The organism is Micromonospora pallida (assembly GCF_900090325.1).
GTDB classification, from domain to species: Bacteria; Actinomycetota; Actinomycetes; order Mycobacteriales; family Micromonosporaceae; genus Micromonospora; species Micromonospora pallida.
On the sequence record NZ_FMHW01000002.1, the window covers coordinates 840,659 to 853,742 of the forward strand.

The following is a 13,084-nucleotide window of genomic DNA, read 5'->3' on the forward strand; positions in this document are numbered from 1 at the left end:
CGATGGACAAGGTGCTGCAGATCATCGTCACCGGTCTCGGAGCGGGCGCGATCTACGCCATCATCGGGATGGGCTTCAACGTGGTGTTCAAGGCCACCCGCGTAGTCAACTTCGCGCACGGCCAGTACCTCGTCGTGGCGGGCGTGCTGGCGTCGACCCTGCAGCGCACCTTGGGCTGGCCACTGATTCCCACGATCCTCGTCGTGCTCGTCGTGGGAACTGTGCTCGGCCTGGCGACCGACGCGGTCGCGATCAGGATGTTGCGGCGCCCCGACCCCATCACGGTGACCATCGCAACCGTGGCTGTCGGCATCGTCATCGAGGCGGTCGTCCTCAAGGTGACCGCCGGCAAGACGTACGGGTTGGACGAGTGGCCGGGCCTGAGTTTCCCCCTCGGCCCGGTCACCGTCAGCTCACAAACGACCTGGAACATCCTCCTCGCCGGGGTGCTCGCCTTCCTCGTACACAGCTTCTTCACCCGGACCCGGCGCGGGATCGCGCTCCAGGCCGGTGCCGACGATCCCGCGACCGCGACCCTGTTCGGCGTCTCCCACTCGACCACCACCTTCTGGACCTTCGGCATCGCCGGCCTGCTGGGCGGGATCGCCGGCCTGGCGATGACACCGGTCACGCTCGTCGCGTTCAGCACCGGCTTCCTGTTCGCCCTCAAGGGCTTCACCGCCGCCATCCTCGGCGGCCTCGGCAGCACCAAGGGCGCACTGGTCGGCGGCTTGATCATCGGTCTCACCGAGGCTCTCGTGGCCACCTATTTCAGCAGCACCTACGCACCCGCTGTCGCGTTCGGAGTCCTTCTGGTCGTGCTGGTCTTCCGGCCGTCCGGGCTGTTCAAGGAGTTGGCCGTTGAACGGGTTTAGCAACCTTCTGTCCACCAGCCGGGCCATCGTCGGCGGGCCGTTCGTGGTGGTAGCCGTTCTGCTGGTGCTGGGCGGCACCGCGGACTCCGGCTATGACTACGGAGCCACATCGACGCTCTGCATCAACCTTGTCGCCCTGATCGGCCTCAACCTCATCGCCGGTCACGCCGGCCAACTGGTGCTCGGATACGCCGCCCTCATGGCGGTCGGTGCGTACACCGTGGCCGTCGCGGGTACCGACCACGGCCTGTCCGGACCGGTCACGCTGCTGCTCGCGCCGGCCCTCGGCGCGCTGCTCGCGGTCGTCATCGGCGTCCCGACGCTGCGGCTGCGCGGCCTCTACTTCGGCGTCGGCACCCTGGCCTTCGCCGTCATCGTCGACTTCTTCAACAACCGGGCGGTTCCGATCACCGGGGGACCGGACGGCAAGTTGGTCGGCCCGCTGACCATCGGGATCCGCAACTACTCGAACCCGGAGGACTTCTTCTACTTCACCCTCGCCATCACCGCGGCCGTCCTCGTCTTCGAGCGGCTGTTCGTCCGTACCTGGACCGCCTGGGGTCTGAAGGCGGCACGCACGTCGGAGCCGGCCGCCGCGAGCGCGGGGGTGCCGATCTTCTCCGCCCGGCTCGGCACCTTCGCTCTCTCCGGAGCGATCGCCGGGCTGGCCGGGGCCCTGCTGGCCTACCAGACGCTCTACGTGAGCCCGTCGAGCTTCACCCTCCACGAGTCCATCGACCTGTTCGTCGTGCTCTTCGTCGGCGGCATGGCCACCTTCGTCGGACCGATCGTCGGCGCGGCCATCCTGTACGTCTTCACCCGCTGGCTGGCTCCCTACCCGGAGCTCAAACCGTTACTGCTCGGCATGGTGTTCCTGGTGGCGCTGCGGTTCCTGCCCGGCGGCGTCGGTGCGGCCCTCAACAAACTGCGGGCCCTTGTCCGGGCCCGGCGCCGCCCGCCCGGGACCCCGAACCGCGCGGCGAAGGAATCCGCCTCCGTCCCAGCCGGAGTCAGCTCATGAGTCACCTCGAAGTCGTCGACATCCGCAAGCGTTTCGGCGGGCTGGAAGTACTGCATGGCGTCTCGATGCGGGCGGAGATGGGGCGGGTCACCGCCCTGATCGGGCCCAACGGCGCCGGCAAGAGCACGCTTGCCAACATCATCTCCGGGTACGTCCGGGCCGACTCCGGCCGGGTCGTCTTCGCCGGGCACGACCTCACCCGCAAACGGGTCCACCAACGGGCCGCGCTCGGTCTCGGTCGTACCTTCCAGAATCTGGAGCTGTTCCACGGCATGAGCGTTGCGGAGAACGTGACCCTCGGCCGCTACCGGTCGGCCAGGCTGCGCTGGTTCACCGGCCCCGGCCGGCACGACGCGCCCGCGGTGACCGAGGCGCTGCGCACGCTCACCCTCGCGGACCAGCGGGACCAGGACGTCGGTTCCCTCTCCTTCGGACGGGCGAAGATGGTCGAGCCGGCCCGGGTCGTCGTGGCCGAGCCGTCCATGATCGTCATGGACGAGCCCGCGGCCGGTCTCACCTCGGCCCGCAAGGCGGCGTTCGGCCACTGGATACGCGGCCTGCTCAGCCCCACTACCGGCGTGGTCCTCATCGAACACGACATGCAACTGATCATGAGCGTGTCGGACTACATCTACGTCCTCGACCACGGCGTCCTGATCGCCGACGGAACACCGGACGAGGTACGCCGCAACGACAAGGTCCGCGAGGCCTACCTGGGCACGGGAGAAGAGGCATGACCGCGCTGCTCGAGGTCGATGACCTACACGTCCGGTACGGGCGCATCCCGGTCGTACACGGGATCAGCTTCACCGTCCCCGAGGGCCGCGTCGTCGGGCTGCTCGGCGCCAACGGGGCCGGCAAGAGCACGACGATGCGGGCGATCATGGGCCAGCGCTCGGCAACCGGGCGGGTTCGCTTCGACGGCACGCCGATCGACTCCCTCGCACCCCACAAGATCGTGGCTCGGGGGATCGCCCTGGTGCCCGAGGGTCGGCTCGTGTTCAAGACGCTCACCGTGGAGAAGAACCTGCGGATGGGTGCGTACGCCCTGGGGCGTACCGCCTTCTGGCAGGCCGAGGCTGGCATCGACGAGGTGCTCACCCTCTTTCCCGAGTTGAAGCCGCTGCTGCGGCGGGAGGCCGGGGAACTCTCCGGCGGGCTGCAGCAGATGCTGGCCCTCGGTCGGGCCCTGATGGCCCGGCCCCGGCTGCTCGTCCTCGACGAGCCGTCACTCGGCCTCGCCCCCCTGGTGATCGAGCGCATCTACGAGGCGGTCCTGCTGCTCAAGTCGCGGGGTACCTCGATCCTGCTGGCCGAGCAGAACGCCCGGCTGGCCCTGCGCTCCGTCGACTACGCCTATGTGCTCCAAACCGGACAGATCGTAGAGCAGGGAGATTCCGAGTTTCTGCGTTCGTCCAGCCGGGTCGAAGAGATCTACCTGGGCGGCGATGTCGAGTCCTCCACTCCATCGCCCACCGCGTCCTGACCAATGCCGAGGAGGTTCCTGTGAACTACATCAAACACCTGGACGATCCGGGCACTCCGGGACGGGCCGTCGTCGGAGGCAAGGGCGCGGGACTGTCGCGGCTCGCCGCCGCCGGCGTGCCGGTGCCACCCGGGTTCGTGGTCACGACCGAGGCGTACGTGGCCTTCGTCGAGCTGAACGGACTCAACCAAACCATCGAATCGCTGATCTCCGGCGTCGACTACGACAACCCCGACCAACTCGCCGTCGCCACGGGGCAGATCCAGGAACGGATCGTGGCCGGCGAGCTGCCGGCGGGGCTGCACGAGCTGATCGCCAAGGCGTACGCAGGGATCGGGGCGGGCGACAGCTACGTGGCGGTCCGCTCGTCCGGCACCGCCGAGGACACCGGCGAGGCCTCCTTCGCCGGCCTCTACGACAGCTACCTGGACATCCGGGGTGCCGAGGACGTGGTGAACGCGGTCCGCCGCTGCTGGGCCTCACTCTGGACCCCGCGCTGCGCGTTCTACCGCAACCGGCTCGGCCTCGACCCGGCCAACGCCGAGGTGGCGGTCGTGGTGCAGCAGATGGTGGCGGCCGACTGCGCCGGCGTCCTCTTTACCGCCAACCCCGTCAACGAGCGCACCGACGAGATGGTCGTCAACGCCAACTGGGGACTCGGCGAATCCATCGCCTCCGGCATCGTCACCCCGGACGAACTCGTCCTCGACATGAACACCCTGAAGGTGAAGCGGACCACGCTGGGCACCAAGGAATGGCGGATCGACCGGGCGGCGAACGGTGCCGGCACCACCAAGACCGAGACCGCAGGCCCCGACCGGAGCCGTTTCTCGCTTAGCCCCGAAGACGCCGCCCGGCTCGGCCGCATCGGGCTGCAGGTGCTGGAGATGGCCGACGGGATTCCCCAGGACCTTGAGTGGACCCTCGCCGACGGCGAGTTCTCCATCGTCCAGTCGCGCGACATCACCGGCGTCGACTTCCAATGGGACGAGGACGTGGAGTCGTGGCAGACCGCCCCAGACCCGGAGGACACGGTCTGGTCCCACACCTGGGCCAAGGCGTTCTGGACCGGCGGGGTAACCCCGCTGTTCTATTCCCTGCGCGGTCGGGAGTTGCGTAACAGCGACGAACGCCTCTTCGCCCTCTGGGGCTTCGACGACCTGGCCAAGATGCGCCGATTCAAGTACCGGCGTTCCACCGTCTACTTCAGCTCCGACGCCGATCTGCTCTACTACCGCTATCTCATGCCGCCGTCGCTGCGCCAGCATTCGCTGGCGAACCTGCCACCGGACTGGCGCGACGATGCGGCGGTCGCTCCGCTCAACCTCGCCGGGCTGCTGCGCATGCACGCCCGGGTCCGCGCGCTCACCAAGGACCACGGCCCGTTGCGGACCATCAAATCGGTGTACGCCTTCATCAAGGAACGTACGCCGGAGGCGACCAGCCCGACCGCCGAGGAGCTGCGCCACTACTCCGACGCGGAGTTGCGCCGTGAACTGACCCGCAAGGCGAAGCTCTTCGAGGACTACCTCACCATTCTTCGCCCGGCCTTCCACGTCTACTCGGCCACCGCCTTCGGCATTCTCCGGGAACTGCTCCAATCTTGGTACGACGGGGAGAACGAGTACGCCTTCCAGGACCTCATCAGCGGTCTGCCGAAGCGGACCGCGATGCTGCAGGAGCAGATCGACCTGTGGGAGCTGGCCGACCTGGTCCGCCGTACGCCCCGGGTGGTCGAGCTGCTCGACTCGTCGGCCGACGGCGCGGCGTTCTTCGCAGCGGTGCGGGACGACCCCGCCGCCGCTGAATTCGTGAACCGCTACGACGAGTTTCTCGCGATGCACGGGCACCGGGGTCACCAGGACCGCGACCTGTGGTACCCCCGCCGGTCGGAGAGCCCGGACATCGACTTCCTGGCGCTGCGCTCGATGGTCGCGGCCAACGCCCCGTCCCCGGTCGAGAACGAGCACCGCCTGGTGGCCAAGCGCAAGGAGACCACGGCCGAGGTGCTGGAGCGCATCCGGGAGAAGCCGTTCGGCATGATCCGGGTGGAGATCTTCAAGACGGTGCTGGACTACATCCACCGCTTCCTGATCCTGCGCGACGACGAGCGCCCGTTCGCGGACACCATCACCATGGGCAAGAAGCGGGCCACCACGGAACTGGGCCGCCGCCTGTACGAGCGCGGCCTCATCGACGCCCCGGACGAGTACTTCTTCCTGGCCGAGTACGAGATCTACGACCTGCTCGACGGGCGGGCGAAGCGCAAGTTGACCCGGGCGAAGATCCGCAACCGGCGCAAGGTGTTCGAGGCGTTCCTGGCCCGTACCGAGGTTCCACCGGACTACCTGCGGGGCAACTCGGTGCTGGAGGTCGATGACGGCACCGACACCGGGCTGGAGGGCGTCTTCCAGGGCGTGGCGATGAGCCGCGGTACGGTGACCGGAACGGCCCGGATCATCGGCGACCTGCGCAACATCGGCCGGGTCAACCGGGGCGAGATTCTGGTCTGCAACTCGACCGACCCCGGCTGGACCCCGGTGTTCGGCCTCATCTCGGGGCTGATCCTCGAGGCCGGCGGCATGCTGTCGCACGGGGCGTGCCTGTCTCGGGAGTACGGCCTGCCCGCGGTGACCCTGCCCAACGCCATGCAGAAGATCCCAGACGGGGCCACGATCACCGTCAACGGCGATACCGGACGAGTGACGGTGAACATCGATGAGTGAGCAGACGTTCGAGTTCACCGGCCTCTACAACCTGCGCGACCTGGGCGGCCTGCGGGCCGGTGACGGGCGACCGATCCGACCCGGCGTGCTCTTCCGCAGCGACAGCCCCCACGAGGCGAGCGAGGCCGATGTCGACCACCTGGTGAATACCCTCGGCGTCACCTCGATCGTGGACCTGCGAGCCGAGCGGGAACTGGTCGCGGACGGTACCAACCCGCTCATCCCGCCGGCGGTCAGGCATCAGCACTTCCCGATCGACGGTGGTCCGGGTGGCGCGATCGAGGGGGCGCCCGAGGGGAGCCGGCTTGCCCTGCGCTACCTCGAATACCTCGACCGGCATGCCGACGCGATCGTCGGCGCGGTGCGCGCCGTCGCGCACAGCGACGGGGGCACGATCGTCCACTGCCGGGCCGGGAAGGACCGCACCGGCGTGGTGATCGCGGTGATCCTCGACGCCCTCGGCGTCGACCCCGTGGAGATCGCGCACGACTACGAACTCACCACCGAGCCGATGAATCGCATCATGGCCCGCCTGCGGGCCAGCAGGACGTACGCCGCCAACGTGGCCAAGCTTCCCGCCGAGATGTACAGCTCGCGGGCGGCGACGATGACGGACTTCCTCGCCGAGTTGCACACCCGGCACGGCGGGGCGGGGGAGTGGCTGCTTGCCAATGACCTGAGCCGTGCCGACCTGGTCGCCCTGGCCGAGCACCTGCTCGCCGACAGCGAATCACCCGGCAACTCCGGAAGCTTCACCGCGCAAGGCGCTGACCGATGATCAAGCCGCTGTTGAAGAAACGAGGCGAGTCGAGATGACAGAGGCGGCAAGCAGGCGTACGAGCATCAACCTGGTCACGGAGATGACCATCGACGGGGCGGCGATGGCCGGAACCGGTGAGGAGATCACGGTCTGGAACCCGGCGACCGGCGGAGTCCTCGGCACGGTGGTCGGCGCGTCCGCCGACCAGTTGGAAACGGCCATCGCGGCGGCCCGGCGGGCCTTCGATTCAGGCCCCTGGCCCCGCATGTCGGGGGCCGAGCGGGCGGCGGCCATGCATCGCATCGCCGACCAGATGGAGAAGCATCGCGACGACCTGGTTGCCGCGATCGTCTCCGAGGCCGGGACGCCGGTGACCACCGCGGAGGCGCTGCAGTTCGAGGTGCCGCTGCGAATCCTGCGCTGGAACGCGGACGCGGCCGCGCGGGACCGGCGGGAACATCTCGGGCCGGACTTCGAGATCCTGCCGAGCGTCAGCTACGTCGACTACCGGCCGATCGGGGTGGTCGGGGCGATTGCGGCCTACAACTACCCGCTGCACCTGATCCTGCTCAAGATCGGGGCTGCCCTCGCCGCGGGCTGCACGGTCGTTGCCACGCCCTCCCCCCGTACCCCGTTCGCCACTCTGTTGCTCGGCAAACTCATCCGGGAGGCGGGTCTGCCACCGGGCGTGGTCAACATCGTTGCTGGCGGGCTCGACGTCAGCCGGACGCTGACCACTCACCCGTCCATCGACAAGGTCAGCTTCACTGGCTCCGCCGAGGTGGGCAAGCGGGTGATGAGCCAGGCGGCCGAGTCGCTCAAGGACGTGGTCCTGGAACTGGGTGGGAAGTCGCCCAACATCATCCTGCCGGGCACCGACCTGACCACCCTGGTCGCACCCGTGCACATGCGGTACTCGCGCAACGCCGGGCAGGGGTGCGCCTCGCCCACCCGGCTGCTGGTGCACGAGAGCCAACTGGACGAGTTCGTCGAGCGATCGAGCCACATGTGGCCCACCATGAAGGTCGGCGATCCGTGGGAGCGGGACACCCTGGTCGGGCCCCTCATCCGGTCGGAGCACCGAGATCGAGTCGCGTCCTATGTGGATGACGCGGTGGCCGAGGGTGCCACGGTTCTCGCCGGCGGTGGCCGGCTGGACATCGACGGTGGCTGGTTTTATTCCCCGACCCTGCTCGGTGGGGTCGACTCGCGGGCCCGGGTGGCCCAGGAGGAGATCTTCGGCCCCGTCGCGGTCCTGCTGAGCTACTCCGACGTGGACGAGGCGGTACGCCTGGCCAACGACGTGACGTACGGCCTGGCCGCCTACATCTTCGGCCCCCTGCAGGAGGCGCTCGAGGTGGCGCCCCGGCTACAGGCGGGGATCGTCCAGATCAACGGGGGCGGCAGCATGCGCCCCGACGCCCCGTACGGCGGATTCAAGGCCAGCGGCATCGGCCGCGAGATCGGTGAAGCCGGGATTCGCGAGTACCTCGAACCACAGCACGTGCAGTTCGCAACGGCCCAACCGGGCCGGGCAGTCTGAACGGAAGGAGCCCCGACGCGATGTTGCTGGAGAATCGAATCGCACTGATCACCGGTTCCGGATCGGGGATGGGTCGGGCCAGCGCGGTCAAGATGGCCGGCGAGGGCGCGATGGTCGTCGTGGCCGACGTGAACCTCGACGGTGCCGAGGAAACCGTGGCGCGGATCAAGGACGCCGGTGTGGGCGACGCGGTCGCCTACCGGATCGACGTGAGTGACGTGTCGCAGATCGACGGCATGTTCGACTTCGTCGGCCGGGAGTACGGGCGGCTCAACGTGCTCTTCAACCACGTGGGCACCCCCGGGCCGGCCGGACTGAACGTGTCGGAGGCGGAGTTTGCCCGCACGATCGACCTGAACATGAAGAGCGCCTTCTACTGCACGCGGGCCGGGGAGAAGCTGCTCCGAGCAGCCGCCGGCCAGGCATCGGTGATCTTCACGTCGTCCATCAGCGGGATGGTGGGCTCCCTGTTCAGCCCGCTCTATTCCATGGTCAAGGGTGGGATCGTCGGCTTCACCCGGGCGTTGGCGCTGTCACTGGCCCCGGACATCCGGGTCAACGTGATCTGCCCCGGTGCCGTCGACACCCCGATGCTCAACGGATTCTTCGGGCGGGACCCGGACTCAGACCCGAAGGCCAACGTGAAGATGTTCATCGAGACGTCGGTGCCGCTGCGTCGTCTGTCCACCGCGGAGGAGATCGCAGACGCGGCCGTGTTCCTGGCGAGCGACCGGTCGAGCTTCATCACAGGACTGGCGATGCCGATCGACGGCGGCTATACAGCACGTTGATCATCATCGGCTGGCATGTCGGCCACTAGCTTCCAAGGGCCACTAAGGTGATAAATATGAGTACGCAGGCAGGAGACGGCGTTCCCGGACGCCGGGAGGAGATTTTCGGCGTAGCCGCGGAAATCTTCTGGACCAAGGGTTACCACGCTACGTCGATGAACGACGTCGCGGACGCGATGGGCATGCGCAAGCCCTCGCTCTACCACCACGTCAAGAACAAGGAGACCCTGCTCTACGAGATGTCTGTGTCGAGCATGCACCACATCATCGACGCAGCCCTCTCCGCCGCGAATCCCGATCCGGAAACGCACCTGCGCGAGATCATCATCCGGCATGTCGAGGCGTTGCTGATGGACCGGAGCCGGCACGCGACCGCGCTGGTCGAGTTGCGTTCGCTCTCGCCCGAGCAGCGCCAGCACGTCACCTCGATGCGCCGCAGCTACGACAAGCTCATCGACGAGGCGATCGGCGCGGTGCAAACCGAATCCGGTCGGTGGTCCGGCATGCCCACCCATACCGTGCGCCTGGCCCTGCTCGGGATGCTCAACTGGACTGTCTTCTGGTTCCGGCCCGAGGGACCGGAGACGCCCGAGCACATCGCGCGCGAATTCTGCCGCATCTTCATGCCGGGGGGCTCCGAAAGGTCATCGCCGTAATGCCCAGGAGTATTTTCGAGGCGGACCACGAGGACTTCCGGCAGACCGTCCGCAAGTTCGTGCAGTCGCACGTGATGCCCAACTACGCACGCTACTGCGAGCAGCGGCTCATCGATCGGGAGCTGTGGCTGGCCGCGGGCGAGCTCGGCCTGCTCGGGCTGCACGTGCCGGAGGCCTACGGCGGCAGCGAGGCGGGGGACTGGCGGTTCACCGCGGTCGTCCTGGAGGAGCTGTCGAGCTTCAGCAGCGGTCTGTCGTCGAGCTTCGGGATCCACTGCGACATCGTGGCGCCCTACCTGTGCGAGCTCACCACGCCCGAGCAGAAGCAGCGGTGGCTGCCCGGGTTCGCCTCCGGTGAGTTGATCAGCGCGATCGCCATGACGGAGCCGAGCGGCGGCAGCGACCTCGCCAATCTCCGTACCTCGGCCATGCGGACGGACGACGGCTGGATCCTCAACGGGTCGAAGACCTTCATCACCAACGGTTCCCGGGCGGACCTGGTGGTGGTGGCGGCCCGCACCGGGGTCGGCCGGCCGTCGCAGTGCATCTCCCTGTTCGTCGTCGAACGGGACACACCCGGCTTAACCCGCGGGCAAAAGCTCGACAAGGTCGGCCAGGAGGAGTCTGACACGGCCGAACTGTTCTTCGACGACGCGGTGGTCCCGTTGGACAACCTCATCGGTGAGCCCGGGCGGGGCTTTCCGCACATGATGGAGCGGCTCACCCAGGAGCGGCTCAACTGCGCCGTCTCGAACCTCGCCCACGCTCAGTCCGTGTTCGACCAGACGCTCGCGTACGTGAAGTCCCGGAAGGCGTTCGGCTCGCCCATCGGCAGCTTCCAGCACAACCGGTTCACCATGGCCGAGATGGCCACCTCGCTGGACGTGACCCGCTCGTTCCTGCACGACTGCGTCATGGCGCACGTCGAGGGCGAGTTGACCAACGTGCAGGCGGCCAAGGCGAAGTGGTGGTCGGCCCAGGTGCAGAACGAGGTGCTCGACCACTGCGTGCAGCTCTTCGGTGGCTACGGCTACATGCGGGAGACACCGGTCGCCCGCGCCTGGCTGGACGGCCGGGTGTCGAAGATCTGGGCGGGCACGAACGAGATCATGAAGGAGCTTGTTGGCCGTGACCTCGGTCTCTGAACCTGCACCGGCGCCCAGCGTCAACGACGCCAGCCGTGCCGCCGGGGCCTCAGATTTGGGCGGGGCCCGGATCTGGGTCACCGGAGCCAGCCGCGGCCTCGGTCGGGCCATCGCCGTCGACCTGAGCCGCGCTGGAGCCAAGCTCGCCCTCACCGCCCGCACCGAGGGCGCACTCGACGGGGTCCACGACGAGTGCGGAGCCGACCGCGCGCTGCGGGTGGCGGGCTCGGTCGCCGACGCGGCTGAGGTCGCTGCCATCACCGAAACGATCCGGCAACGGTGGGGAGGGCTCGATGCCCTCGTGCACTGCGCGGGAATCAGCCCGACCTTCGACCGCGGTGACGACCTGACCCCGGCGGCCTGGCGGGAGATCGTCGAGGTCAATCTCACCGGCACGTTCCTGGTCTGCCAGGCGGCGGCCACGCTGATGGGCACGGGCGCGTCCATCGTCACCGTGTCTAGCGTGCACGCCCGCTCGGCGGGTCGGCGCCTCGCGGCCTACAGCGCCACCAAGGGCGGGGTCGAGGCGCTGACCCGGTCACTTGCGCTCGACTGGGCCCAGCGAGGCATCCGGGTCAACTGCATCGCCCCCGGATACTTCGAAACCGACATGACCAACGACTTGCGCAACAGCGAGTACCAGCGCAACCGCCTCCTCGCCCGAATCCCGCTGGGCACCCTCGGCCAGCCGTCCCAGATCGTCGACGTGGTGCGCCTGCTCGTCGGTCCGGGCAGCAGCTACATCACCGGATCGGTGATCGCCATCGACGGCGGCTGGACCGCCGCTTGACGGGAGTCCGGTAGCCCGGATCAGACCCCGCAACTCCGCACTGCCCAGGAAGGGGGGACGTCGTGCCGGAAGCAGTGATCGTCGCCACCGCCCGGTCACCGATCGGGCGCGCAGTCAAAGGGTCGCTGAAGGACATGCGTCCCGACGACCTGGTCGTGCAGATGGTGCAGGCCGCTCTGGCCAAGGTCCCGGCCCTACCCGTCGGAGAGATCGAAGACCTGATCGTCGGCTGCGGCCTGCCTGGCGGCGAGTCCGGTTTCAACCTGGCCCGGGTCGCTGCCGTGCTCGCCGGCATCGACAGTCTGCCGGGAACCACCGTCACCCGCTACTGTGCGTCCAGCCTGCAGAGCACCCGCATGGCAGCGCATGCCATCAGGGCCGGCGAGGGCGACGTCTTCGTCTCGGCCGGCGTCGAAACCGTCAGCCGACACGCCAGGGGAAGCGCCGACGACTGCCCGGACACCCACAACGGGGCGTTCGCCGAGGCCGAGGCACGGACGGAGAAGTTTGCCGCCGGCGGACAGGTGTGGAGTGACCCGCGGGACGATGGAGCCCTGCCCGACGTCTACATCGCGATGGGGCAGACCGCCGAAAACGTGGCGCAGCAGCTCGGCGTGACCCGGGCCGACCAGGACGCGTTCGGCGTACGAAGCCAGAACCTGGCCGAGCAGGCGATCGCCAACGGCTTCTGGGCCAGCGACATCACGCCCGTGACCCTGCCCGACGGCGGCACGGTAGCCAAGGACGACGGCCCGCGCTCCGGCGTGACCATGGCGGCGGTGGCGGCGCTACGTCCCGTTTTCCGGCCCGACGGCAGCGTCACCGCCGGCAACTGCTGCCCGCTCAACGACGGCGCGGCGGCGCTCGTCATCATGTCCGATCGCAGGGCCGTCGAACTCGGGCTGACCCCGCTGGCCCGGGTCGTGGCCACCGGCCTGAGCGCCCTGTCGCCGGAGATCATGGGCCTGGGTCCGGTCGAGGCATCCCGGCGGGCGCTGCGACGGGCCGGAATGACGATCGACGACATCGACCTGGTCGAGATCAACGAGGCGTTCGCCGCCCAGGTGATACCGGCGGCCGAGCAGATCGGTGTGGACATCGACAAGCTCAACGTGAACGGCGGGGCCATCGCGGTCGGTCATCCGTTCGGCATGACCGGCGCCCGCATCACCAGCACCCTTATTAATTCACTGCGATTCCACGACAAGCAGTTCGGCCTCGAGACCATGTGCGTCGGCGGCGGCCAGGGCATGGCAATGATCATCGAGCGGCTCTCATAGGGCATCAGGAG

12 protein-coding genes are annotated in these 13,084 nt (G+C 68.3%); all 12 read left to right on the forward strand.

All coding sequences use genetic code 11. The features are described 5' to 3' along the window. The first annotated feature begins 2 nt into the window (after window positions 1–2). The 12 genes from GA0074692_RS03845 to GA0074692_RS03900 all read left to right on the forward strand — a co-directional run bounded on the left by GA0074692_RS03845 (window position 3) and on the right by GA0074692_RS03900 (window position 13,073). Window positions 3–875, forward strand: coding sequence for a branched-chain amino acid ABC transporter permease (locus tag GA0074692_RS03845; protein ID WP_091639385.1), 873 nt, complete (start codon window positions 3–5; stop codon window positions 873–875). Further along, entirely contained in the window at window positions 862–1,896 is a 1,035-nt protein-coding gene (locus GA0074692_RS03850) for a branched-chain amino acid ABC transporter permease (protein WP_176738278.1), read from the forward strand. Before GA0074692_RS03845 ends, GA0074692_RS03850 begins: the two co-directional genes overlap by 14 nt. After that, on the forward strand, window positions 1,893–2,633 hold the full coding sequence (locus GA0074692_RS03855) for an ABC transporter ATP-binding protein (protein WP_091639389.1): 741 nt from the start codon (window positions 1,893–1,895) through the stop codon (window positions 2,631–2,633). The genes GA0074692_RS03850 and GA0074692_RS03855 overlap by 4 nt, the downstream gene beginning before the upstream one ends. Continuing rightward, window positions 2,630–3,382: an ABC transporter ATP-binding protein gene (locus tag GA0074692_RS03860; RefSeq protein ID WP_091639392.1), complete on the forward strand. Its 753-nt coding sequence runs from the start codon at window positions 2,630–2,632 to the stop codon at window positions 3,380–3,382. The genes GA0074692_RS03855 and GA0074692_RS03860 overlap by 4 nt, the downstream gene beginning before the upstream one ends. 20 nt (window positions 3,383–3,402) lie before the next feature. Beyond that, window positions 3,403–6,108 carry a PEP/pyruvate-binding domain-containing protein gene (locus GA0074692_RS03865; protein ID WP_091639393.1) on the forward strand — a complete coding sequence of 902 codons (2,706 nt, stop codon included), beginning with the start codon at window positions 3,403–3,405 and terminating at the stop codon, window positions 6,106–6,108. Further along, on the forward strand, window positions 6,101–6,886 hold the full coding sequence (locus GA0074692_RS03870) for a tyrosine-protein phosphatase (RefSeq protein WP_091639395.1): 786 nt from the start codon (window positions 6,101–6,103) through the stop codon (window positions 6,884–6,886). Before GA0074692_RS03865 ends, GA0074692_RS03870 begins: the two co-directional genes overlap by 8 nt. 34 nt (window positions 6,887–6,920) lie before the next feature. Continuing rightward, complete coding sequence (locus tag GA0074692_RS03875) at window positions 6,921–8,411, forward strand: aldehyde dehydrogenase family protein (RefSeq protein WP_091639397.1); 1,491 nt, start codon at window positions 6,921–6,923, stop codon at window positions 8,409–8,411. A 20-nt stretch (window positions 8,412–8,431) separates the two neighbouring features. After that, the gene (locus GA0074692_RS03880; RefSeq protein WP_091639400.1) at window positions 8,432–9,202 is read left to right on the forward strand and encodes an SDR family NAD(P)-dependent oxidoreductase; all 771 of its coding nucleotides are present in this window, start codon (window positions 8,432–8,434) and stop codon (window positions 9,200–9,202) included. Between the two features lie 56 nt (window positions 9,203–9,258). Further along, window positions 9,259–9,858, forward strand: a complete 600-nt coding sequence (locus tag GA0074692_RS03885) for a TetR/AcrR family transcriptional regulator (protein ID WP_091639402.1) — start codon at window positions 9,259–9,261, stop codon at window positions 9,856–9,858. Next, complete coding sequence (locus GA0074692_RS03890) at window positions 9,858–11,003, forward strand: acyl-CoA dehydrogenase family protein (protein WP_091639404.1); 1,146 nt, start codon at window positions 9,858–9,860, stop codon at window positions 11,001–11,003. The genes GA0074692_RS03885 and GA0074692_RS03890 overlap by 1 nt, the downstream gene beginning before the upstream one ends. Beyond that, window positions 10,987–11,793, forward strand: a complete 807-nt coding sequence (locus GA0074692_RS03895) for an SDR family NAD(P)-dependent oxidoreductase (RefSeq protein WP_245730118.1) — start codon at window positions 10,987–10,989, stop codon at window positions 11,791–11,793. Before GA0074692_RS03890 ends, GA0074692_RS03895 begins: the two co-directional genes overlap by 17 nt. 62 nt (window positions 11,794–11,855) lie before the next feature. Continuing rightward, window positions 11,856–13,073, forward strand: a complete 1,218-nt coding sequence (locus tag GA0074692_RS03900) for an acetyl-CoA C-acetyltransferase (RefSeq protein ID WP_091639408.1) — start codon at window positions 11,856–11,858, stop codon at window positions 13,071–13,073. The last annotated feature ends 11 nt before the right edge of the window (window positions 13,074–13,084 follow it).